General features: G+C 59.9%; 19 protein-coding genes. 6 read left to right on the top strand and 13 right to left on the bottom strand.

What is annotated here, in order from left to right; translation table 11 throughout:
• Positions 1-27: 27 nt before the first annotated feature.
• The 7 genes from C1T17_RS01635 to C1T17_RS21870 all read right to left on the bottom strand — a co-directional run bounded on the left by C1T17_RS01635 (position 28) and on the right by C1T17_RS21870 (position 8,300).
• Complete coding sequence (locus C1T17_RS01635) at positions 28-1,347, bottom strand: oligosaccharide flippase family protein (protein WP_104951914.1); 1,320 nt, start codon at positions 1,345-1,347, stop codon at positions 28-30.
• Positions 1,344-2,960, bottom strand: a complete 1,617-nt coding sequence (locus tag C1T17_RS01640) for a glycoside hydrolase family 44 protein (protein ID WP_104951915.1) — start codon at positions 2,958-2,960, stop codon at positions 1,344-1,346. Before C1T17_RS01640 ends, C1T17_RS01635 begins: the two co-directional genes overlap by 4 nt.
• Positions 2,957-4,324 (bottom strand): hypothetical protein, encoded by a 1,368-nt coding sequence (locus tag C1T17_RS01645; RefSeq protein WP_145958930.1) that lies wholly within the window; start codon positions 4,322-4,324, stop codon positions 2,957-2,959. Before C1T17_RS01645 ends, C1T17_RS01640 begins: the two co-directional genes overlap by 4 nt.
• 7 nt (positions 4,325-4,331) lie before the next feature.
• Positions 4,332-5,453 carry a glycosyltransferase gene (locus tag C1T17_RS01650; protein WP_104951917.1) on the bottom strand — a complete coding sequence of 374 codons (1,122 nt, stop codon included), beginning with the start codon at positions 5,451-5,453 and terminating at the stop codon, positions 4,332-4,334.
• Between the two features lie 222 nt (positions 5,454-5,675).
• Positions 5,676-6,719 (bottom strand): acyltransferase family protein, encoded by a 1,044-nt coding sequence (locus C1T17_RS01655; RefSeq protein WP_104951918.1) that lies wholly within the window; start codon positions 6,717-6,719, stop codon positions 5,676-5,678.
• A gap of 108 nt (positions 6,720-6,827) precedes the next feature.
• Complete coding sequence (locus tag C1T17_RS01660) at positions 6,828-7,976, bottom strand: SDR family oxidoreductase (RefSeq protein WP_104951919.1); 1,149 nt, start codon at positions 7,974-7,976, stop codon at positions 6,828-6,830.
• Positions 7,977-8,114: 138 nt separating this feature from the next.
• Complete coding sequence (locus C1T17_RS21870; protein ID WP_262982716.1) at positions 8,115-8,300, bottom strand: hypothetical protein; 186 nt, start codon at positions 8,298-8,300, stop codon at positions 8,115-8,117.
• Between C1T17_RS21870 and C1T17_RS01665 the strand changes: the two genes are divergently transcribed.
• The 6 genes from C1T17_RS01665 to C1T17_RS01690 all read left to right on the top strand — a co-directional run bounded on the left by C1T17_RS01665 (position 8,221) and on the right by C1T17_RS01690 (position 16,214).
• A complete protein-coding gene (locus C1T17_RS01665) occupies positions 8,221-9,822 on the top strand; it encodes an MFS transporter (protein WP_262982717.1) in 1,602 nt (533 codons plus the stop codon). The two genes, C1T17_RS21870 and C1T17_RS01665, sit on opposite strands and share 80 nt — an antisense overlap.
• A 297-nt stretch (positions 9,823-10,119) precedes the next feature.
• A complete protein-coding gene (locus tag C1T17_RS01670) occupies positions 10,120-10,806 on the top strand; it encodes a heavy metal response regulator transcription factor (RefSeq protein WP_104951921.1) in 687 nt (228 codons plus the stop codon).
• Positions 10,803-12,338, top strand: coding sequence for a heavy metal sensor histidine kinase (locus C1T17_RS01675; protein ID WP_223262741.1), 1,536 nt, complete (start codon positions 10,803-10,805; stop codon positions 12,336-12,338). The genes C1T17_RS01670 and C1T17_RS01675 overlap by 4 nt, the downstream gene beginning before the upstream one ends.
• A gap of 112 nt (positions 12,339-12,450) precedes the next feature.
• The gene (locus C1T17_RS01680) at positions 12,451-13,050 is read left to right on the top strand and encodes a (2Fe-2S)-binding protein (protein WP_104954937.1); all 600 of its coding nucleotides are present in this window, start codon (positions 12,451-12,453) and stop codon (positions 13,048-13,050) included.
• 3 nt (positions 13,051-13,053) lie between these two features.
• Positions 13,054-14,055 (top strand): FAD binding domain-containing protein, encoded by a 1,002-nt coding sequence (locus tag C1T17_RS01685; protein ID WP_104951922.1) that lies wholly within the window; start codon positions 13,054-13,056, stop codon positions 14,053-14,055.
• Entirely contained in the window at positions 14,052-16,214 is a 2,163-nt protein-coding gene (locus tag C1T17_RS01690) for a xanthine dehydrogenase family protein molybdopterin-binding subunit (protein ID WP_223262742.1), read from the top strand. Before C1T17_RS01685 ends, C1T17_RS01690 begins: the two co-directional genes overlap by 4 nt.
• A gap of 197 nt (positions 16,215-16,411) precedes the next feature.
• Here C1T17_RS01690 and C1T17_RS01695 read toward each other — a convergent pair whose 3' ends face one another.
• From C1T17_RS01695 to C1T17_RS01720, 6 genes are all read right to left on the bottom strand, one after another.
• Complete coding sequence (locus C1T17_RS01695; RefSeq protein ID WP_104951924.1) at positions 16,412-17,584, bottom strand: acetyl-CoA C-acyltransferase; 1,173 nt, start codon at positions 17,582-17,584, stop codon at positions 16,412-16,414.
• Positions 17,585-17,605: 21 nt separating this feature from the next.
• Positions 17,606-18,058: a MaoC family dehydratase gene (locus tag C1T17_RS01700; protein WP_104951925.1), complete on the bottom strand. Its 453-nt coding sequence runs from the start codon at positions 18,056-18,058 to the stop codon at positions 17,606-17,608.
• On the bottom strand, positions 18,055-19,794 hold the full coding sequence (locus C1T17_RS01705; protein WP_104951926.1) for an acyl-CoA dehydrogenase: 1,740 nt from the start codon (positions 19,792-19,794) through the stop codon (positions 18,055-18,057). Before C1T17_RS01705 ends, C1T17_RS01700 begins: the two co-directional genes overlap by 4 nt.
• Positions 19,791-20,903 (bottom strand): acyl-CoA dehydrogenase family protein, encoded by a 1,113-nt coding sequence (locus tag C1T17_RS01710; protein WP_104951927.1) that lies wholly within the window; start codon positions 20,901-20,903, stop codon positions 19,791-19,793. The genes C1T17_RS01705 and C1T17_RS01710 overlap by 4 nt, the downstream gene beginning before the upstream one ends.
• Positions 20,904-20,906: 3 nt before the next feature.
• On the bottom strand, positions 20,907-22,103 hold the full coding sequence (locus C1T17_RS01715) for an acyl-CoA dehydrogenase family protein (RefSeq protein ID WP_104951928.1): 1,197 nt from the start codon (positions 22,101-22,103) through the stop codon (positions 20,907-20,909).
• Positions 22,104-22,269: 166 nt separating this feature from the next.
• Entirely contained in the window at positions 22,270-23,928 is a 1,659-nt protein-coding gene (locus C1T17_RS01720) for a long-chain-fatty-acid--CoA ligase (protein ID WP_104951929.1), read from the bottom strand.
• Between the last annotated feature and the right edge of the window lie 25 nt (positions 23,929-23,953).

A 23,953-nucleotide genomic window follows, 5' to 3' on the forward strand; every position in this document is an offset into this window, starting at 1 on the left:
AGCACTGTCCAGCGGATTGCGGTGAAGTCAGGCAGCGCGACGTAGGCGCAGGGAAGATCCAAACGCCTCAATCGGCAGGAAATCGAGATAATGGCGAATAGCGAGATTAGCCCCGATTGCGATCACAACTGCGGTAGTTACCGTCGCCCATGCTGCGCCATTTGCCCCGAATAGCGGCGTCAGCACCGCCAGCGAAAGACCGAGGCACAACGCAGCCGCCAGGTTGATCCGGCGCAACATGCTGCCATGTCCTGCCATCCCCAGCAACTCAGGCGCACCGGCGGAAAGCATCGCGACCAACTGACCTAGCAACAGGATCCGCAGCGTCATCGCGCCGTCGCCATAGCCGCTACCAAAAAGCTCCAATATCGGCCGCGCACCCGCCATCAGCACGATCAGCGGCGGTGCCCCGAGGGCAAAGACCATGGCAAGCGCCTGGGCCGATATCGCCATCAACTCTGCGCGGTTGCCCTGTGCATGGGCGCGGGCGAAGCGTGGCGACACCATCGCCGCGACCGCGCTGACGACGAGGTTCAGGATCAGCGCAACGCGCCATGCCAAAGCGAAATAGCCGACCTGCTTCTCGCTGGTGACGATTCCAAGCGCAAGCGTGGGAGCAGAGGCGAGCAGCAACTGCACGATCTCCGTCGTGAAGAGCGACCAGCCAAGGCCGAACAGCGGCACGCGCTCTCCCGCTGGGGCACCCGCTTCAGCTTTCGGCAGCATCAGCGCGAGGATTGCAAAGCCGATCACCGCATTGATCGAGGTTGCCGCAAGCAAAAGCCACAGCGCGCTCGACACCGTCAGCGGTACGACGAGGGCGCAAAGGCAGAAGATCGCGGGCCACAGCCACGAGTAGATCGCCTGGCTGTAGCCGACACGCATCAGGCCGAGCAGTGCGCCGCCTGCCACCACGCTGAGGCATAATGGCGGGATCGACAACGCGCCGATCATCAGCGGCCTCGCCAGCGCCGGATTGCCGATCAGATGCCGCGCGACCGGATTTGCGATCAGCAGCATCAGCAAGGTCGCGCCGATGCAAAGGAACAGCACGCTCCGTACACCATGGCCGATGATGAGGCGGGCGCTATTGGGGGAATGCCCGGCCATGGCGCGGGCGACTTCGCGCGTCAGTGCGCGGTCGATGCCGAGGCGTCCTGCGCCCGCCGCCAGCGTCAGAACGCTGAAGACGATGTAGAACAGCCCCGCATCCATCACGCCTAGCCGGAAGGCGACGATCAGATGGAAACCATAGCGGCTCGGCAAGTCCAGCAGCCGCGACCCCAAGGTCACGAAGGCGGCGCGCAGGAAATCCTGCCGCGTTCGCAGGAATGTCGTGATGCTCATGCGCGCGCGGTTTTCAGGACCAGCATCGTCGCGCTCTGCGGCGGGGCGGTGGTGACGATCCGGCTTTGGAACTGGCGCTGTGTCGGCAAGGTCTGGAGTTTCCCCTCGGCAAGCCTGATTGTCTGCAACTCCGCCTCCTGCGCCATGCGGCTTGAAAGATCAATCGAGAGGCGGGCAGGCCGATCACGCTGTTTGTTCACGATCAGGACAGTCAGCGCGCCGTCCCGGCTGCGGCGTGCGGCAAAGGCGGAGAGCCGGTCGTCGTCAGGAAGGATCGCCGGGAGGCTTCGCTCTCCGAACCCGGAACCTCTTCCATCATAGTTGCGGATCAGCTTCATCGCGAGGTAGGTCGGCGTGCCCTTTTCGGGGGCTTGCCACCGGTTCGCGATATCGAGCCGTTCGCGCCCGAACAGACCCCATATCTCAGCCTGCGCCAGCGCTCCGCTCATGCTGTTTTCGCCGCCCCAATTATATTCCGTGATCGCGATCGGCGTACCCGGCCGATAGTAGCGATCCACCCACGCCCGCAGCGACCGGATCAGCGCGACAGGCTGCGCAATCCAGCTTTCCTCGGCATATCCGATGTCCCATAGCAGGCGCGTCGAGCGGCTGCGCAGATCCTGCATCGCTGGCGACCCGGCGTCATTGCCGGAGCTATACTCCCCGCCCTGCGGGTAGAAGTGGACGCTGACGACATCCACCGGATATCCCGCGCGTTTCCATGTCTGCAGGAGCCATGGCAGATAATCCTGCCCGCCGGTTTGCAGGACGCGGTCGGATTGCGGCTTCGCACCACCTGCCGCTATGAGCTGCTGGTCAAACCCGCTGTTGTGGTATCCGCCCCAACCCCATTCCTCTGGCGCGACGATCTTCGCCGTGGGATCGACGGCCTTTATCATGGCGGCGGCTTCGATCACCTTATCCGCATATTCCTGCGCGTGTAGGCCGACTGGACGAACGTCGCGATGCGTGCGGTGCCAAAGGCTCGGCTCATTATCCATCAGGTAGAAGGCCGGGCCACTTTGCGCCGCCGTGCCCCATTCGGCGACAAGCGCGCGTATCCACGCCTGCTGCTCGGCAACCGATGTCGGCTCTGCGGCATCAAGCGGATCATTGCCGGCAATGATCCACCCATCTTTCCCAATGCCGCTTCCCGCATCCGGCATCCAGCGGTCGGTCGCCGCCTGCGCGCCGTATTTCTGTACTGAGAAGCTGGCGAGCGGTGTCCGGTTCGGTCCCAGCCGCGCCACCCAGCCGGTCAGTGGGACCGTCAGCAGCGCGCTCGCGCCGCCTGCACGGCTCAGCGCCATGAAACCCCGCCCAAACTGATCGTGAAGTTGATGCGTTATTGGCAAACTTTCGAAGAAGTAGTCCGCACCGGCGTTTCGCGCATCGGATCGCCAGTTGTAGAGCGAGGCACTGTTTCCACCCGTCCGGTTCACCGTCAGGTTAAGGTCGCGCAGTACCTCGGTCGACGCAAAACTTGCCCCGTATATCAGCGGGTTGATCGGATGGCCCTTCGCTGCGGTGTCGATGCGGATATGGATCGGCTTGGCTGGCGGCGTCGCGGCACACAGCAGCAGCGCCATCGGGAGCAATCCGCCGATCCTCATGCAAAGGGTCGTTTGCGGGCGCGGAAATCCTTGACGGCCCAGCGGCAGTAAACCGCAGTCGCCAGGATCACCGCGACCTCCCCCGGCTGCAATGTCAGTGAGGGATAAAGCCCGGAAATCAAGATCACATACAGCAGATAATCCTGCATCGCGGCCAGCAGCGGATGATCGATCCGGTTGCGCAGCTTGCGCAGGAAATACATGCCGCGCGCCGGCATGGCGAGCAGCAGCGCCGCGCCTACCAGTCCGAATTCAAAAATGATGCCGAGCCAGGTGATGTCCGCCAGAAAGAAATAGTGGCTGAAGAAATGCGCCATTCCCTTGGGATCGATCGAACTGATCGACCCTACGCCGAACAGCCAGTTGATCCAGTCCTCGCCCAGGAAAGCGGTGGCCTTCTGCGCCGTGATGACACGTACCTGCAATCCTGAATTCTGGTCGGTGTCGAACACGCTGGCGACGTAGGGGATCTGGAACATCGCGATCAGCAGAATCGGCACGAGGATCAGCACGATCATCCGGCGGCGCGGAGTCGTCGCGACCAGCATCGCCGCCGCCAGCGTCGCCACGCTGCCCAGCACCAGCGCCCGCGTGCGCACCAGGCCCATCAAGCAGGCGAGCACGAGCGCGACCAGCACCATATATTTCATCTGCCGCTTCTGGTTGGCGATCCTGTACCAGTAGAACATCGCCAGTACCGCGAAGAACATCGGCATCCGGATGCGATTGCCCCGCGCGTCAGCGGATAGCAGCGGAGCGTCTCCCACTTCGATCGTGCCGACATACCAGCTTTGCGGCGCAAGGAGCCAGACGGCCAATAATACGACCAATGTGGCAACGCCGCAGATCACGAAAGCGGCGGTGAGTTCCCGTAAGGTCGGCTTCTGCCAGTAAAGCAGGCCAAGGAAGGAGAAGAAGGAGAGGATTGGCAGCAGCTTGATCTGCCCTGTCAGGCCCATGAAGAAGCTCTGGCCGAAAGCCGGCACTGCCGCGAAGCTGGAGATCAGCACCAGCCAGAGGAACGTGAAACCCAGTTGCCGAGAGAATGGCGAATACGGACGATAGAGCAGCACCGGCGCCAGCGGCAGTGCGACCAGCGGGAATGCCTTGGACAATGCCCAGAGTGGCGGCAGATCCTTGATGTAGTGAAAGCTCTGCCCAAACAGCGGCAGCATCAACAACAGGATCGTGACTTTTCCCCAGTCCAACCGGGCAGGCATGGGCGGCGGTATCCTCATCCAGGCGAATTGCGCGGGCGAAAAGCCTTCTGCCGAAGACTGAACGCGCGCGGATGTCTTGTCTTGTGGCGTCAGGCGATGCCGATGATAGACTTGCGGGAGCGGTGCGGGCGGCGCAATGGTCATTGCGCGCTCATTCCGCTGCGACGGCAGCATGCCTCTCGTTCAGCAGCGCATCGATGAACGCCACGACCCGGTAATCGAACACGGCTTCGTTGAAGCGAGTCGAGCGCTCCCAGATATGCTGCCGGTCGAACCGGTGCTCGAACGCCTCGAATTCGTGAATGGCCTGCGTGATCGCTTCGCTGGTTTGCGCGGGGAACAGGACGCCGGTGGGCGTGCTCGGCGCACAATCCACGATTTCCAGCGTACCGCCGCTCTCGTAAGCGATCACCGGCAAACCATAGGACTGTGCTTCGACCGTGGCGATACCGAAGTCCTCATCTCCCGCGAACAAAAAGGCACGCGCGCTGCGAAAATGCCCTTCCAGCACGTCGTCGTCAACACGCCCGGCAAAGCGGATGGTCGGCCCTGCCATTGCCTTGAGCTTTGATTCTTCCGGCCCGGAACCGACGATCAGAAGAGACCGGCGTAACCGGTTGCAGGCTTCGATGACGAGGTCGACGCGCTTGTGGTCCACCAGCCGCCCCACAGAGAGATAATAATCACTTGGCGTAACGGGAACATAGACGGGCTGGACCGCGACCGGAGGATAAATTGTCGTGCTTTCGCGACCATAAAAGCGGCGAATCCGCTCTCCCACATAATCGGAGTTGGCGATGAACGCATCGACGCGCTGCGCCGCCAGATAATCCCATTTGCGTAAGTAGGCGCAGCTTGCGCGATACAGGGGCCGGGCGATGGCAGGCAGTTTCGCCTGCCACACCGGAAATTGGTCCCAAAGAAATCGGACCGGTGAATGACAGTAATGCACATGAACGGCATGAGCGCCGATTTTCACATTCTTGGCGGCAGGACCGCCCGAACTGATAACCAAATCATATTGCGACACATCAAGCGAATGTGCGGCAATAGGATAAAGCGGTGAGAGGTGCTTGTAATATTGCCGGGAGCGGGGGACATAATCCAGAAAAGTCGAATGAATAGTCCTGCCCTGAAGCGTCGGCGGGATGTGTTCTGCGGAAACCATCAGCCCAAAGAAGTCGGCATCTGGATACAGGCGCGCAAATGCTTCGACGACTTTCTCACCGCCGCCGTTAGTAATGAACCAAGGATGGACAATCGCCACTTTCACGGCAAGAGCCCCGTCACCATGGCGTCGTCATGAACACGCATGGTATTCTTCGTGTTAGGCGAACGCATATACTGCTCTGTCTTTCGATGGCGCAGCTATGGTCTACGGGAAGAGCCTTAATTTTTAATGCACCGAAACAGATACGATATTCATCCAGAACGGATGCAGCCGCCGCTGCTCATTTTTGGCCGCTTGCTGGTGCTGCCGCGAGACATAAGGGGCTCAGGCGGCAGCAACGGGAATGGCCGGGCCGGTCGCCGCTTCAACGTTGCGGCGGGGTTTTGTTCGGCCCAGGAATATTGCTCTGCTCCAAGCGAATCGTTCAAAGAAGATGACCGATAGGGCAGGAAGAGAGAAAGCGAAAAGGATCAGGATCCAGGTCGTCTCGACGCCCACCCTGCGGAGGCTGAAATGCACGAACTGGTGCAGGCACAGGATCACCAGCGAACGCTTTCCCGCAAAGCCGAGTGCATGTGAAATCCCCGGAACGACCGCCGTCAATCGATAGATGGATATTGCAAGCTTGGCGGTGACGAAGCCCACCAGCAGCCCTATTACCGGCGGCTCGATCTGGCGGCCCTTCATGGCGATCCAGAAATGAAAACCTTGCGAAAGCGCGACGAGCGTCGCCACGCCAATCGCGGCAAGGCCTGCGTAGATCAGCGTACGATGCTGCTGCTCCCGCTGAAGCAGATGCCCAAACCAGAACAGCGGCACCGTGTAGGGCAGCAAGTGGAGGCTCCACGGCAATGCCCAGCCCTTTGCGAGTTGATCCAGCGCTGTTCCCCCCAGCAGAATGCCAGAGGCCAGCAGGACCAGGGGCAGCCCTGTCGGATCGGGATGACGCGAGGCCACCAGATTGTACAGCAACTGCGTGAAGAACAAGGCGGACAGGAACCAGAAGGTGCCGAAGTCGCCTTTCAACTCCTCGCCGCCCCACAGAAATTGCCAAAGATGCGGCATGCTGGGATTCGGCAGGACGACGTCCCGCGCTGCGACCAGCAGAGTCACCAGCAGAAGGAACGCGAAGTAAGGCACGGCGATCGACCGCACGCGTCTGGCGAAGAAGCTCCCCATCTCGGCCGGCCTGAACATCGTTCCCGACAGCACGAAGAAGGTCGGCATGTTCACCAGGCCCATGACCATTTTGTACGTATCGCTGGGCAGCGTCTTGTCGTGAACGACAACGTGGCTTGTTACAATCGCGAGGATGCCGACACCCTTGGCGATATCGCCCCATGCTTTCCGGTCGGACGCGATCTGCATGGCGGCCGTTTTAAGCGGCGCGCAACGAACGGTCGATCAGTAGCAACGCCTAGGGAGTTACTAACCTAAGACGCTATCCTGTGCTTGCCTAACAGGTTAGCTGCATCATTATTGGTAGCCGCCTTCCTGTTCGCGCAGCTTTGCCGCCGTTTCCTGTGCATCTTCCATCTTCTCCAACACGCTGTCGGTGGTGGCGTTCGCGTCCGTTGCATTGCTATCTGGAGGCGGGGATGCGGGACCAGCCCGTCCTGTCTTGATGGGCGAAAGCGCGGCCTTGAGCAGCAAGCCGGCGGTGACCGCGCCTACCGCCAGCAACGACGTTATTCCGGGAGAGGTTCTTGCGCGAGTGTAGAAGCTGCGACGAGGTACATGGCCCCTTGTATCGCCATGGACGGCATTGTGCCGGGAAGGAGCGTAAAGATTGTCTGCCTCGACGCCCGCGGCCTTCCGCGTCCTAAATGTCTTAGGGCCGACCGCTGCAAAAACCTTATCCGATACATGCGGCATCGCATGCGCCGCCATCGTGCCCAGCTGCGTCGCGCCCCCGACGAACAGGTCGCGAGAGGGGTGCTGGGCGGCGTGCAGGATGGCCGCCGCGACATCCTCTGGCATATAGAAGGGCGGCGGCATCGTTGCCTTCCGGTCCAGATAATTGCGCTGATGCTCTAATATGGGCGTGGCAACCGGGCCGGGCTTTATCAGCGTGACGGAAACCGGCGCGTCTTCCATCTCTAACTCAATGCGAAGCGCGTCGGTAAAGCCTTTGATCGCCTGCTTCGAGGCTGAATACATGCCCATGAAAGGTCCAGCCACATCCGATGTAATGCTGCCCATGTTGATGAGTGCGCCGCCCTTTGCCTTCAGGATCGGCAGGGCGACCATGGAGCCGTGCACCATGCCCCAGAAATTGACGTCGAACAGACGCCGCGCATCTTCCACGGGAATGTCCTCTAACCGGCCCGAGATCGACACGCCGGCATTGTTCACCCATGTGTCTATTGTGCCGAACTGAGAGAGCGCTTCCGCCGCCAGATTCGCGACGGCTTCGTGATCGCTGACATCGGCAATGACCGCGTGCGCTATCCCTCCATTTACCTGGATCTTGCGGGCAAGCTCGTCCAGAGCATCTGCTCCCCGTGCAGCGAGAACGACTCGCGCGCCTTTGGTGGCAGCGGCAAGGGCAGTTGCCCTGCCGATCCCGCTGGATGCGCCGGTTATCACAATGACCTGTTTGTTCAGTGGTCTAAGCTTGCGCATGCATGTCTCCTTAAAAGACACAACGCACCGGCGAGACACAGGTTCGAAAAATTCGATGCAGGGGGATATGGCTCGTTCGCCGTTCATTTACACAAAGCTACGAACTGGCGGAGGACACGAATGACACGTAGACCTTACCTATGGTGATCCGAACCGCTCTTGGCTACGATCCTTGCAGCCGATGACTTCTGTCCCCTCCACTTCAGCGTCCACGTCTGCGTTTAGCATACCGATCTTCCGTGCAGTGTGGATCGCAAGCGTTGCGTCCAATCTGGGCGGATTGATCCAGTCGGTCGGCGCATCGTGGATGATGACATCTCTCACCGCTTCGGCATCATTTGTTGCTCTGGTGCAATCCTCCACGGCGCTGCCGATCATGTTACTGTCCCTACTTGCGGGGGCTATCGCCGACAATCTGGACCGACGGATCGTCATGCTGACATCGCAGATTTTCATGCTGGCGATTTCATTGGCGTTAACTGTGTGCGCATGGGCAGACATTTTGACGCCAGTCCTGCTTCTGGTTTTCACCTTCTTGATCGGTTGCGGCACAGCCTTCAACGGGCCGTCGTGGCAGGCGTCCGTGGGCGATATAGTGCCCCGCAAGATACTTCCCGCGGCGGTCTCGCTCAACAGCACGGGCTTCAATATCGCCCGGAGCGTCGGCCCCGCGATTGGAGGTGCGATCGTATCCGTTGCAGGCGCCGCGGCAGCTTTCGCCATTAATGCTGTCAGCTATATCGGGCTGATAGGTGTTCTGGCGCGCTGGCGGCCCGAGCGGGCTCCGCGAGTCGTCCCGAGGGAAAGCATCGCTACTGCGATGGGCGCAGGTGTACGGTACGTTGCGATGTCACCCAATCTACGCGGCGTCATGGCACGGGCGGCGGTTTTTGGCTTCGCCGCCAGCGCCATTCCCGCCCTTATGCCCCTGATTGCGCGCGATCAGTTATCAGGTGGCGCGCTCACCTACGGTATTCTCTCCGGAGCGTTTGGTGTGGGGGCTGTGATCGGCGCTCTTTCAAGCGGAAAGCTAAGACGTAAGTTTTCGAGCGAATGGATCGTCAGGATTGCGGCTGCCGCGATCACTATTGGTGCCGCAGCAAGCAGTTGGAGTACGCTTACGCAAATAACCATGTTGGCCCTGGTCCTTGCCGGAGCCGGATGGGTGTTGGCGTTGTCGACATTCAACGTGACCGTCCAGATGGCTACACCTCGCTGGGTTGTCGGTCGCGCCGTGGCACTATACCAGATGGCCGCATTCGGCGCGATGGCCATCGGAAGCTGGCTGTTCGGAGAAATTGCCGAAGCGCATGGGGTCGCCTCTTCGTTAGCGTGGGCGGCCGCGCTCCAGGCCCTTAGTGTTCCAATCGGCCTCTTCCTAAAGCTGCCGCAAGTCGAAACCCTCAATCTGGACCCGCAAAATCGCTGGCGGGAGCCGGAACTTACAGTGGAAATCGAGCCGCGCAGCGGGCCGATTGTCGTGACCATCGAGTACAGAATAGCACCCATCCAGATCAGGGACTTCCTTGCCGCCATGAATGAGCGGAGGCGTATTCGAATGCGTGATGGAGCCCGCCATTGGACATTGTTGCGCGATTTGGGCGAAGAGAACTTGTGGATCGAGCGTTACAATGTGCCTACGTGGCTGGATTATGTGCGCCATAATCATCGGCGAACGCAGGCGGACGCGGCAAATTCAATCCGTATCGGCCAATTGCATCAAGGTCCGGAGGGACCGCAGGTGCATCGAATGATCGAACGGCAAACCAGTGGCCTCCTGCCGACGCGAGACGAAGTGCCACCCGCAGCCATGGATCCGCTCACCGATCCGACCCGATCAACCTGAGCGTTATTCCGAACGCACGTCAATGGAGGGTTTTCCCCGGCGCTGATCGCGGTACGCGGTCGCATGCGGCATGATTTATCGCGTGCGGCGATTGCCCGTAAGAACCGGTGCAATTTGTGAGGAGCGAGTATCTCGCCATGCGCCTCATTCCTATATGACGAGATTGTAAGTTAGCTGTCAGGCATATGACCGATGCAACTGGCACAACTCACTCAGCCTTGGCGAGATTCCACAGATGATCCAGACCGGCGAAGAACTGAAGGAAAATCCGAACCGGCCGAAAGGTTTTAGCGCGTCATGAAGATTCTCATCGTCGAAGATGAGCCAAAGACGCGGGATTACTTGCGCAAAGGCTTGTCGGAGGAAGGCTGGATTGCCGAAGTCGCTTCGACCGGGCCGGAAGGTCTCTATCTGGCTCAGACCGGCATGTACGACGCGGTCATCCTGGATGTTATGCTCCCCGGCCTCGATGGTTTTGGCCTGCTGCAACAACTGCGGAAAGACTGCGCAACGCCGGTCATCATGCTGACAGCGCGCGACCAAGTGGATGATCGAGTGCGGGGTTTAAGGGGCGGAGCCGACGACTACCTCGTCAAGCCCTTCTCCTTCCTGGAACTGCTCGCGCGCCTCGATCTGATGGTGCGTCGCCATCAGCCGCAAACAACGGCCGATCTGCAAATTGGAGATTTGCACATCGACTTCATCGCACGTCGGGTCACACGACAGGCTCGTCGGCTCAGCCTTACGGCGAAAGAGTTCGCGCTGCTTGAAGTTCTAGCCCGGCGCCGCTCTCACATTGTCTCGAAAACGGCGATTGCCGAACTCGTATGGGACATCAACTTCGATACGAACACCAATGTGGTCGAAGTTGCCGTCAAGCGCCTTAGAGCAAAGCTCGAACAGCCGGGAGAGGAGAAGCTGCTGCACACTGTGCGGGGTATGGGATATACGCTTGAGCCTCGTGGCGAGGCGGTTGCGGAATGATGCGGACCCGATCCATCTCGCTACGCCTGGCGATCATGTTCGGCCTCGCGACGGCCCTAGTGTCGCTGATTGCGAGCGTCGGGCTCTTCATGCAGCAGTCGGCGGAGTTCAGCAGACACAGCCGGGAGGAGTTGCACGGCAGGTATATTATCATAGCACGCATGGCTGCATCCAACGAAGGTCATGGCGGATGGCGGCGCCTCACCGGAAAACTGGCTGACTTTGAAGCCACCGATCGCGGCTTGCATTTCGTAACGGACAGCAGGAATCCCTCTTTCCGCTTTGGCACCAGCCTTTTGGCGCAGGCGCAGTTCGCACGCGCAAATAACGGCCATGACACAATAGATTTTGGCGGCCGGACTTACTCGACATTTGCCGGAACCATCCCTGCCAAACAGCAGCGGCCGGAAACTCGTCTCATTATCGCCCTCGATCAGGAACCTTTGCATCAGGCCCGGAGGACACTTGCCCTTGGTATCATCGGCACATCGCTGTTGACCATCATAGCGGTGTCCGGACTTGGCTGGTGGATCGCACGCCGGGGCCTTGAGCCTGCCGATCGCCTTTCCACGCACGCCCAACGGCTCGGAGAGGGCGATCTGGCGCTAAGATTGCCGACTGACGGACTGCCATCTGAGCTGGAAGGTCTTGTGCTGTCCTTCAATGATGCGCTCGGTCGCCTCCACCAGTCCCATCAGAAACTGTCCGACTTCAATGCCGATGTCGCGCACGAACTCAGGACACCGCTCACCAACCTGATCGGAGAAACCGAACTGGCGCTCGCGCGGGAGCGTTCTCGGGACGAGTTGGCGCGAGTGCTGCGATCAAATCTGGAGGATCTGAACCGCCTTCGCACGATCATCAACGACATGCTTTTTCTCGCCCGCGCCGACGCTGGCGGTATTGTCAGCAACCTGGTGCTGGTGGACCTGGCAGCCGAGTGCAAGCGGACTACGGAGTTCATGGAAGTTCTCTTCGAAGAGAGCGAAACGACCGTCAGCATTGAGGGGCAGGCGACATGCTGCATCGAGCGAGCCCTGTTCGGCCGTGCCTTGGCCAATCTGCTCGACAATGCGATACGCCATGGCGCCGCGAAGGGGCCTGTGCTCGTCAGGGTGGAGACACTGGACGACGAGGTTGCTGTGAGCGTGACCAACTCGGGTCCACCGATTCCCGAGTCCGCGCTCCCGCGTATCTTCGATCGCTTCTATTGTGCCGACCCATCGCGCCGGTCCGATGGCCACACGCACGGCCTCGGCCTCGCGATCGTCAAGGCTGTTGCCCGGATGCATGGCGGTGGTGTCAGCGCCGTGAACGGCGTCGACAACGTGACGATCGGCTTCACGATAGCGCGCAGAATCGGTGTTGGCGCTTATCAACCCGCGCGTTCGGGGGCGCAGGACGCCCCGAGCGAAGTCCTGCTTCGCGGCTTGAGCGGCAAACGACATCTGGCGCGGAACGGGCAGCGTCCGGCGCGCCGACTTTTCGATATTTCTCACTTCCATTTGCGAAGGAAAAGGGCATCCCCATGACTATAAATCTCGTGAAGCTCCAAGTTCTTCAACTCTCCTTCAGGCAGCTGATAGACGCTTCGATAGGAGCCGGACTGTGAGGCCGCCGCAGGATCCGCCACGGCCCGAGAGCATGACCGGAGCCGTCAGCCGCCGCGATGTTCTGGAAGCCGGCGCCGCCGCCCCGCTTGTGGGGATGGCCTTGGCCGACGGTGCACAGGCGCAGGAGACAGGCCCGGCCAAATTGCCGGAGAATGGCATTACCGTCCCTATCGCCACGCGCATCAACGGCCGTGCAGTCAAGCTTGAAGTCGACGCAAGGGCCTCGCTCCTTGACACCCTGCGGGAACGGCTGGCGCTGACTGGCGCGAAGAAAGGCTGCGATCATGGGCAATGCGGCGCCTGTACGGTTCACATCGACGGCCGCCGCGTGGCATCCTGCTTGACGATGGCAGCAAAGGCCAACGGACGGGAAGTCACCACCATCGAGGGCATTGCCGATGGCGAGGCGCTGCACCCGATGCAGCAGGCCTTCATCGACCACGATGCGTTGCAATGCGGTTATTGCACGCCGGGGCAGATCATGGCGGCGATCGCCTGCGTGCGCGAAGGGCACGCCACGTCGCGCGATCAGATCCGCGAGTATCTGAGCGGCAATATCTGCCGCTGCGGCGCCTACGTGGGCATCGTCGCCGCGGTCGAACAGGCTGCTGCCCAGATGAAGGAGGCCTGACTCGTGCAACCACTCCAATATACGCGTGTCCAAACCGCTGCCGAAGCCGTGCAGGCATTCTCCGGCGCTAGCGGGCAGGCGCGCTACATCGCTGGCGGCACCACCTTGTATGACCTGATGAAGCTTGGTGTCGAGCGGCCCACTCACCTTATCGACATCGCCGACCTGGAAGGCTCCACCCGGATCGAGACACAAGGCGACCGGCTGTTCTTCGGTGCTGGCGCCCGGATGGCCGACGTGGCCGAACATGAGGTCGTCCGTCGCGACTATCCGGTGTTGGCGCAGAGTTTGTCGAAAGCCGCCTCACAGCAATTGCGTAACATGGCGAGTGTGGGCGGCAACCTCATGCAGCGGACGCGCTGCCTGTATTTCCGCAACGGCGCGGGGGGCATCTATCCCTGCAACAAGCGCGAGCCTGGATCGGGCTGCGCTGCAATCGGCGGCCTCGACCGCGGTCAGGCGGTATTGGGGACAAGTTCCTCCTGCACCGCCGTCTCACCGGGAGACTGGCCGGTGGCGCTAACGGCGCTAGACGCGGTAGTTGAGGTGCTCGGGCCGAGTGGCATTCGCATGGTTCCGATCGTCGACTTTTATCGACTGCCAGAAGCAACGCCGCACATCGAGTTCAACCTTACTCCCGGAGAGGTGGTCACCGGTATCTCGGTGCCGAAGACAAAAGCCGGCCGCCGCTCTACCTACCATAAAATCCGTGACCGTGAGTCTTTTGCATTTGCTTTGGCTTCGGCGGCTGTCGCGCTTTCGATGGATGGTGACCGGATCGAGCGTGCACATATCGCAATAGGTGGCATGGTCACACGTCCCTGGCGGGCGCTGGAAACGGAGGCGCAGCTTGAAGGGCAACGTCTGACCTATGACCATGCGATTGCCGCAGCCCGTGCGGCGTTCGCCACGGCCCGAGCCGGGTCGCAAAATGGTTTCAAGATCGAACTTGGCGCCCGCACGCTGGCGGATGCCATCATGATCGCTGCAGGAAGGAGCGCATGATGCCTCTCGAACAAAATCCTGATCGTCCCCGCTTCGATGCACGGGACAAGGTGTTGGGCAAGGCCCTGTTTGCAGCCGATCGGCAGGTTCCCGGACTGCTTCACGCCATGACGGTTCCCGCAACCATTGCCAAAGGTGACATCGAGTCGATCGACACGGAAGCCGCCTCACGTATTCCGGGCGTCATCCGGATATTCACCTGGCGCGACTTTACTGACCTCGCCGAAACGCCGGCCAGCAGAGGGGGTGGGGGGCAGAAGCCAGGTTATCAGCCGATGAAGCGTCCATCGGTTCGCCACCGGGGGGAGCCGGTCGCGCTTGTGGTCGCCGAAACGTTAGAGGCGGCCATCGAGGGCGCCGAGACCGTCCGCCCTTACTATCGACCGGCTGCATTCGCCGCTTGGCACGACCAACCGGGGGCCGAACGGGAACCCTTCGCGGTCGACGAAGAGGCTGGCGACGCACAGGCCGCGTTCGATGCTGCGGCGCACAAGATAGACGTTCGCTATCTTCACCCTCAGCAGCATCACAATGCAATGGAGATGATTTCGACAACGGCTGCGTTCGTCGATGGCAAGATCGTCGTTATGGAAGGCACACAGAACGCAGCCGCCTTGAAGTCGGGCCTTGCGGCCGTGCTGGGTGTAGAGCCGGATATGCTGGAGGGGAGCAGCCCCTATCTGGGTGGCGGTTTCGGGCAGAAGAACGGGCTGCAGGTGCAGAGCGCGCTCGTCGTCAAAGCAGCGATGCTGCTGAAGCGTCCGGTCAAGCTCGTCATGCCACGCGCCCAGCTTTTCCACACCGCCACCCATCGGCCTTACAGCGGCCATCGCATGCGGATCGGGGCTACGCCGCAAGGAAAGCTGCAAGCGGTTCTCTACGACACTGAGCAACAGAATAGCCGCTATGACCAGTATGGCGGCGCGCACGGCGAGCATGTCAGCCGAATGTATTCAACACCGAATTGGCGATCGACAAATTGTCGCATCCGCGTGGACGCGCAGCCAGTGGCGCACCAGCGGGCACCGCACGAACACCCGTCCAGCTATGCCACCGAATGCGCCTATGATGAATTGGCCTATTCACTCGGCGTCGACCCGGTCGCGTTCCGGCTAGCGAATGATGCGCTAAAAGATCCTATCGACGGCAAACCTTATTCGACACGCCGGCTTGCGGACTGCCTGCGGCGCGGTGCGGCGCTGTTCGACTGGGAAAGGCGCAAGTCCGAACCCCGGTCGATGCGGACCAAGGACGGACGACTCGTGGGACTGGGTGTCGCTGCCGGGGCTTACGCCGCCAGAACGAGACCTTCCGTGGCACGCCTCAGGCTGCGCGCAGACGGCACCACCCGCATTGCCATAAGTGGTCACGAGATGGGTCAGGGAATGCGCAGTGTGGTGGCCGCCGAGCTTATCAACATATTGCAGATCGATCCCGCCCGCCTGACCATTGAACTGGGTGAAACCGCAGCCGCCCCGCAGAGCCTGACTGCCGGTTCCTGGGGCTGCTCCAGCGCTGCGCCTGCGGTACGTGCGGTTGCGCTGAAAATGCGTGAGCAACTGGTGGCACTTGTCGGCCCCCAGGAGGCCGAAGGGCCTGCGCACGCAGTGCTTGCGCGAGCGCGACGCCCGTTTCTTGACGTCGAGTTGCCACAAGCTTCGCCGGGCGGCGCTTCAGCAGGCGGTGGGGCATCGGGCGGTCCAGGTGGTGGAGATCCGCCGTTCAGCGCATGGAGCTGGATAGCCCATTTCGCTGAGGTACATGTCGAAACGACGACCGGCCGGGTGCGAGTTTCGCGTGTTGTCAGCGTGGCCGATTGCGGACGTGTGATGAACCATCGCACGGCGGCGAGCCAGGTTCGGGGTGGCGTTGTCTGGGGTGTCGGTGCGGCGCTCCGTGAGATCGGCGAGGTCGATCCACGTTTCGGGCGAGTTCTCAACAACGATCTGGCCGACTATATCGTGCCGGTTAACGCCGATATTGGCGACATCGAAGTTGAATTGCTCGATCAGCCGGACACGGCTCTCAATATCTCAGGCGCCAAGGGTGTTGGAGAGGTTGCCATGGTTGGAGCCACGGCCGCGATTGTGAATGCCGTCTATCATGCTACCGGCAAGCGCATACGACATCTACCGATCCGCGTTGAAGACTTGCTCTAAGATATCACTGCTGCGGTCAATGTGATGACGGGAAGATGTAGCGATGATAGTATCATTTACAGGTTCAAGACGGAGCCAGCAGGCAACACGCGCTCGTCGTCGAGCGCGTGTTGCACCGTGGTTTATATGGCCTTTGTCGTGTAACTACGGCGCCGGGAAATTTCGCCACCACTGATTATCCAATCCGGTAGCTGACGTTACAGCACCTCGAACAGGCCGGCTGCTCCCATGCCGCCGCCGATGCACATGGTAATGACCACGTGACGGGCGCCTCGCTTTTTACCCTCGATCAACGCGTGGCCGACCATGCGCGCGCCGGACATGCCATAAGGATGGCCGATCGAAATCGCGCCTCCACTGACATTCAGCTTCTCGTCGGGGATACCCAGTTGCTCCTGACAGTACAGAACCTGAACCGCGAAAGCCTCATTCAATTCCCAAAGATCGACATCGTTTACGCCCAGCCCAAAGCGCGACAGCAATCTGGGCACTGCAAAGACCGGACCAATGCCCATCTCGTCGGGTTCGGTACCTGCCACTGCCATACCGATATAGCGGCCGATCGGCGAAAGGCCGCGTTTCGCAGCGAATGCGGCGTCCATGACGACGCAGGCTGAAGCGCCGTCGGACAACTGGGAAGCATTGCCGGCGGTAATTACGCCGCCGTCCACTATCGTTTTAAGTGAAGCAAGACCTTCCGCAGTGGTATCCGGCCGATTGCCCTCATCCTTGGATAACGTGATGTCTTTACGCGAAGTTTCACCCGTATTCTTATCGGCCACTGCCATCGTCGCGGTGACGGGGACAATCTCCTGGTCAAAGGCACCGGCAGCTTGCGCCTTTGCCGTCAGCAACTGCGAACGAAGTCCATAAGCATCCTGCCGCTCGCGTGAGATGCCATAACGCTTGGCAACGACCTCGGCGGTCTGCAGCATCGGCATATAGATGTCAGGCACCATAGCGAGCAGTTCAGGATCACGGTCAACCCGCAAGTCGGGCGTCTGCACCGTCGAAATAGATTCGACACCGCCGGCGACAACGACATCCATCCGGTCGACAATCACCTGCTTGGCAGCCGTCGCTATGGCCATCAGGCCTGACGAGCATTGCCGGTCGATTGTCATGCCGGCCACCGTGGCTGGCAGACCAGCGCGCAAGGCGGCGGTGCGACCGATCGTATGCTGCGTACCCTGCGGCAGCGCCGCGCCGAAGACGAGATCGTCAATTTCGGACGGATCAATGCCTGAACGCTCTACGGCCGCGCGGATCGCGTGGGCGGCAAGAGTGGGGGCAGGGGTGGCGTTGAAGGCGCCGCGATAAGCTCGGCCGATAGGCGTACGGGCGGTGGAAACGATAACGGCATCGCGCATGATGTTCTCCTGAAAAAATTATCAAATGAAAAGTTGGGAAAGCCATAAAGCGGTCAGTGCTGGCTTCTCGATATGTTCGATTTCGACGCAAACCTCGTGGCTCTGCTGGAACTGGCCTGGACGCTTCTCTTCGATGCCCGTGAGTGTGAAGCTGCCGCGAATGCGGCTTCCGGCCCGCACGGGATGAATAAACCGGACTCGGTCGAACCCGTAGTTGACGGACATCTTGGCCTCGATGAGATCACCATCAGCGATCACCGCCTGAAGCTTGGGCAATAATGAAAGTGTAAGGAAGCCGTGCGCGACTGTGCCCTCAAACGGGGTCCCAGCGGCGCGAACCGGATCGACGTGGATGAATTGATGATCGGAGGTTGCATCCGCGAAGCGGTCGATCATCGATTGATCTACGGTAATCCAACCCGAGCGACGCGGGATTGCAATTTCAGCGCGAAGAGCGTCCACCCCCGTGCTCATGCCAGCACGGCATCCGGAACGTCCCGGACGAGAGTGCTATGGCGGCCGACAATGGCAAGCCAAGTGCGTGCCTGTGGCAGTTCAGACTCGAAGAAGAAGCGGCAGGCGTAGCGAAGCCCGTCATGTAAGGCAGCACTGGCTTGGGACTGCCCAAGTAGCGCCTGATCGAGCCAGAGCCAAGCGACCACACCATGACCAAAAGCCCGCAGGAATAGCGTAGCGTCATCATAAGCTTCAGGTTGCTGGCGGCTACGCAAGCCTGCGATGACTTCGTCAGCATAGCGCCAGAAATCGAGCAAATCTGTGGCGAGCGATTGCCACTCAGGCCGTTCCTGACCCCTGGCCGCAGTAGCGGTGATCCGGTCACGCAGCAGGGCAAGAGAGCGCCCATCGGACAGCAGGATCTTGCGGCCAAGGAGATCGATGCCCTGTATCCCTGTGGTGCCTTCGTGGATCGGGTTCAATCGGTTGTCACGCCAAAGCTGCTCAACATCAAAGTCGCGTGTATAGCCGTAGCCGCCATGAACTTGGATCGCGAGGTCATTGGCGATTAGTCCAAATTCAGACGGCCAGGTTTTTGCGACAGGTGTAAGAAGTGCAAGCAGGCTTTCTGAGTCCGCATCGCCCTTGTCCACGAGGTCGGCACAAAAAAGACAGAGCGCCAACGCTCCCTCAGCATAGATTTTCTGTTGCAAGAGCATCCGACGTACATCGGGATGGCTGAGAATAGGCAGTGGTGCGCCTTTTTTAGTGCCGGCCGCGCGTCCCTGTGTTCGCTCACGTGCATAACGGGCCGATTGACGAAAACCGCGATAAGCGAGCGCGGTCGCGCCCATCCCTACCGAGATGCGTGCTTCGTTCATCATCATGAACATTTGAGCAAGCCCTTGCCCTTCAGCACCGATGCGCCAGCCGATAGCGCCCTGGTCTTCGCCGAAGTTGAGCAGGCAGTTGGAAGTGCCCCGGAACCCCATCTTGTGATTAAGGCCCGCGACCGCGATGTCGTTACGGTCCCCGTCGGACAACAATTTAGGTACTATGAAGAGCGAAATGCCCTTCGATCCTTCAGGCAGGCTGCCGTCGTCATGCACAATTTTGGCAAGAACGAGATGTATGATGTTCTCGCTCGCATCCTGATCTCCCCCCGATATCCACATCTTGTTGCCAAAAAGACGGTAGCGTACACCAAGGCCATCTTCGCCGTCGGCGACAGCTCGGGTTCGGATGTCTCCGAGACTTGACCCCGCTTGCGGCTCCGACAAGCACATCGTCCCAAACCAGCGACCTTCGATCTGAGGGCGAGCAAAGCTGTCGATTTGCGCAGCTGTTCCAAATGTCGCGATCAGGCGAGCATTGGCGGACGTGAGCATCGGGTAGCCGGCAGTCGAGATATTGGCGGCGGCGAAATTGCCGTAGATAGCGAGCGAAGCTGCAAAAGGTAGACCAAGGCCACCGAGTTCCTCGGAAAAACTTGCGCCGAACAGCCCGAGTTCTGCGTAGCTCTGCAGTGCCTGACGTATTGCGGGCAGAATATGGACGCCGTCCCCATCGAGCTGCGGCTCCTCGATGTCTGCCTGCCGATAATGCGGAAGGAACACGTCTGCCGCCAGGCGCTGAGCCGTATCAATGGCAGCCGTAAGAGCTTCCCGGTCTTCAGGCTGGCCGACGCCTAGCCAGTCGAACAACTGAAAGGAAAGCAACTCTTGCGGCAGCAGCACGTCGGCGGCTGCCGTCATGCTACACGACCCAGCGCCACGAAGCGATCAAGATGATGGTCCTCATCCCCCAACTGATGGCCGATCATGGTCAACCGCTTGGCATAATGCGAGAGAGGCAGTTCCCAAGTCATACCGATCCCACCGTGCAATTGAATTGCCTCTTCTGCAACCAGCGTTCCGACACGGCCAATGGTGAACTTGGCCGCGGAGACTGCGCGTTCACGCGCGACACGCGTCTCATCAAGCGCCGCAGCGGCATTAATACCTGCCGAGCGCGCCTGCTCTATTTCCAAAGACATGTTCGCCATGCGGTGTTGGAGTGCCTGAAACTTGCCGATCGGCACGCCGAACTGCTTACGGGTGCGCAAATAGTCCAGCGTGGCTGCCTTAAGCACATCCATCACACCGATGGCTTCCCAACTCAACGCGACGAGACCTGTCGCTACCGCATCTTCGATCAGAGAATAGCCATTCTCGGCGATCAGAGTCGCTCGGCTGCCTGCCAATATCAGTTCGCCGCCTCGTCCGCCGTCTACCAGCGGGTAGCCGCGCACTTGAGAACCGGAACTGGCAACATCGGTGAGGAACAGGCCAATGCCGCTCTCCTCTCCCGGTGTACCCGCGATCCGCGCTGAAACCAGGATTTGGTTGGCGGCTTCCAGTTGAGGGACAACAGCCTTGCAGCCAGATAATGTCCAGACGCCACCGTTCTGTTCCGCGCGTACAGCAACCTGCGCAAGATCATAGCGACTTTGAGGTTCCTCATGCGCGAAGGCGAGTGGCACAGTACCCGCAATCACTTCCTCTAACAGTTGCTTTTGCCCCTGTACTTTGGACAGTATGCGGCCGGCCAAGAGCGTTCCAAGGAACGGCTCAACGACAAGCGCTTTACCGAACTGTTCGAACACTGCGGCGATATCGAAGCCAGAGCCGCCAAAGCCTCCAGCCTCTTCAGGGAAAAGCGCTCCCACGACACCAAGTTCGGCAAGGGCGCTCCAATGCTCTGAGGACCAGCCGGTGTCGGAGCTGCTGATCTTGTGGCGAACTCCTGTTGGATAACGCTGCTGCAGGTAGCGAGCGAGCGTGTCGGCGAGCATCTGCCGATCTTCACTATGGTTAAAGTCCATCGGTTACAGCTCCAAGATTGCTTTGGTGATGATCTCGCGCTGGACCTCGTTCGAGCCACCGAAGATCGAAAGCTTGCGATTGTTGAAATAGTCTACCGCAGCAGACGCCGCATATTCAGGACCGACGGGTTCGCCATTAAAGCCCTCGTCCAGTGCTTCGGATATGAACGGCTGCGCGTAAGGGCCAAGGGCGCGACGAGTGAGGCTTGTGATCTCCTGCCGAATTTCGGTGCCGCGAATCTTCAGCATAGCGCTAAATTCCAACGATGCGGCGCCACCGCCGGATGCTGCCAACACGCGCAGGTTGGTCGTCTTCATATTTTCAAGATCGATTTCCAGCCTGGCTAGGCGCGCAGCAAACAACGGATCTTCTGCCAAAGGCTTGCCGTTCTTACGCTCGGTCGCGGCAATTCGTTGCAGTTCCTTGAAGGCGGCCATCGAGCCGCCAACCCCGGCAATATTGGTTCGCTCATACGTCAGCAGATATTTGGCATATGTCCAGCCCTTGTTCTCCTCACCAACAAGGTTCGCGACGGGCACACGCACATCAGTGAAGAATACTTCGTTCACTTCTCGCTCGCCATCGAGCAGCACGATCGGCCTGACCTCGACGCCCGGCGTATTCATATCGATCAGCAGGAAAGAAATGCCTTCCTGCTTCTTGCCCGTGGTGGACGTGCGCACAAGGCAGAAGATCATGTTGGCGTGCTGGGCAAGGGTGGTCCAGGTCTTCTGCCCATTGACGATATAATGGTCGCCGTCGCGCACAGCGCTGGTTTTCAGACTGGCAAGGTCGGACCCTGATCCCGGCTCGGAATAGCCTTGGCACCACCAGTCGGTGCCGTCGAGGATACGAGGCAGCCAGTGGCTTTTCTGTGCCTCTGAGCCATATTTTATAAGGACGGGGCCGAGCATCGAAACGGCGAAGGGAATTATGCGCGGAGCGTGTGCCAGCGCGGTTTCAACATCGAAGATATAGGCTTGCGCGACGCTCCAGCCCGGCCCTCCATATTCCTTCGGCCAGTGATTGGCGAGCCATCCGCGTTCATTTAAGATCGCATGCCATGTCTCATGATCCTGCTTTGTGAGCCGTTTGCCTTGGCGCACCTTCTCTGCAATGCGGGTGGGCAGCTTTTCCTTCAGGAATGTACGCACTTCCTCGCGAAATGCTTCTTCCTCGGGTGCGAAACGAAGATCCATCAGTTGATCCTTTCAAGAATGCTACGCGATGCTGACGGCATGAGGATAATGCGTCATGTGATGTGTTAGCGATAAGAGCGGAGAGGATCGGCTACGGCTTCGCGTCTGCATTCCATCTCTTCCATCTGCGCCGAGATGGGGAGCTTGCAACCAACGAAGGAGCGCATCACCTTTGCGCTTCCGCTGCGTCGGAGTAGCGCGCTCTCAGCACCTTCTTATCGATTTTGCCTACGGTGGTTCGTGGAAGCTGATCGACAATCTCGAACCGGTCAAGCTTGGCATACCGCGTAATGGCGCCTGCCGCGATCGCCCTTTCTATCGTTGCATTCAGCATGTCGAGCGTGGGCGTGACACCATGTGCGGGTACGACAACCGCCAAGGGGCGTTCGCCCCATTTTGCGTCGGGCACGGCAACTACAGATGCTTCGATGATACCGTCGGTCGTCGCTACTAACTCCTCAAGCTGGATCGAATCGATCCATTCGCCTCCCGTCTTGATGACGTCTTTTAACCGATCGCGGATCTGGACATGACCTTGACCGTCAATCGTCGCGATGTCTTGTGTGTGCAGCCAGCCGCCACGCCACAACGCCTCTGACGCTTCGGCGTCTCCCGTGTAGCACGGCGTCAGCCATGGAGCGCGCAGCACGAGTTCGCCGCGGCTATGACCGTCCTGGGGCACGTCGTTCATCGCTTCATCCACAATCCGGACGCTCACCAGTGGAGTCGGAATACCGGAGCTTGTAAGCGCCGCGAGCGCTGCGTTCTCGTCCGCGGTTTGCTCGGGGAAGCGGAGCGCTGCCTTCGATATCATCGGGCAGGTCTCTGACATGCCATAGCCGGCCCCAATCAACATGCCACGACTTCGACCTTGGGCGCATAATGACTTGGTCAGTGCCGAGCCACCAATGGTGATCTTCCAGCCGCTGAGGTCCGTGCCAGCCTGGTCCGCCCCCTGAAGCACCATTTCAAGAATCGTAGGTACGCAATGCGAATAGGAAGTGGCGTGTTCGCTGCGTAACCGGCAGATCATTGCAGCTTCGTAACGACCCGGATAAACCTGCTTCACACCCAACATCGTTGCGATGTAGGGGACGCCCCAGGCATGGACATGAAACATCGGCGTAAGCGGCATATATACGTCGCCGACACCTATGCCCGGCGATGCCAGGGAAGCGCCAAACGCACCTGCGGCCGCCAAAGTATGTATCACGAGTTGACGATGGGTGAAACACACGCCCTTCGGATTGCCGGTCGTACCGGTAGTGTAGAACGTCGTCGCCAGCGCGTTCTCATCAAAGTCCTCAAAGGGGAAATCCGGCGAGGCGGAAGCGGACAGAGCCTCATACTCGCCGCAGCCCCAAGCCGGCACATCGTCTTCGGTCCCGTCCGTGATCGCGATAATCGCCTTTAGCTCAGGTAGGGCTGGCCGGATGGCTTCGATGATGGGAAAAAAGTCGCGGTGGACCAAAAGAATCTCTGCTCGCGCATGCTGCAATGTATAGGCAATTTGCGGCGGAGGCATTCGGACGTTTACCGTTTGAAGTACGGCGCCCATCATGGGTATCGCAAAATAGGCTTCGAGATAGCGGTGGCTGTCCCAGTCCATGACAGCCACCGTCATACCTTGATCGCCTCCGACATCCTTTAACAGGCTGGCAAGCCGGCCGATGCGCTCGACGAGGTCCCGATAGGTGAAGCTTGCCTGATCGCGATAGACGATCTGCTGATCCGCCGCTCGAGTGAGGACGCCATCCAGCAGATGCCGGATGGTAAGCGGGTACTGATAAACTTCTTTTGCCGGTTCGGCGAAGCGCAATGGCATGATGGTGCTTCCTTCCAGTCGTGGT

Source organism: Sphingobium sp. SCG-1 (assembly GCF_002953135.1).
Lineage (GTDB): Bacteria > Pseudomonadota > Alphaproteobacteria > Sphingomonadales > Sphingomonadaceae > Sphingobium.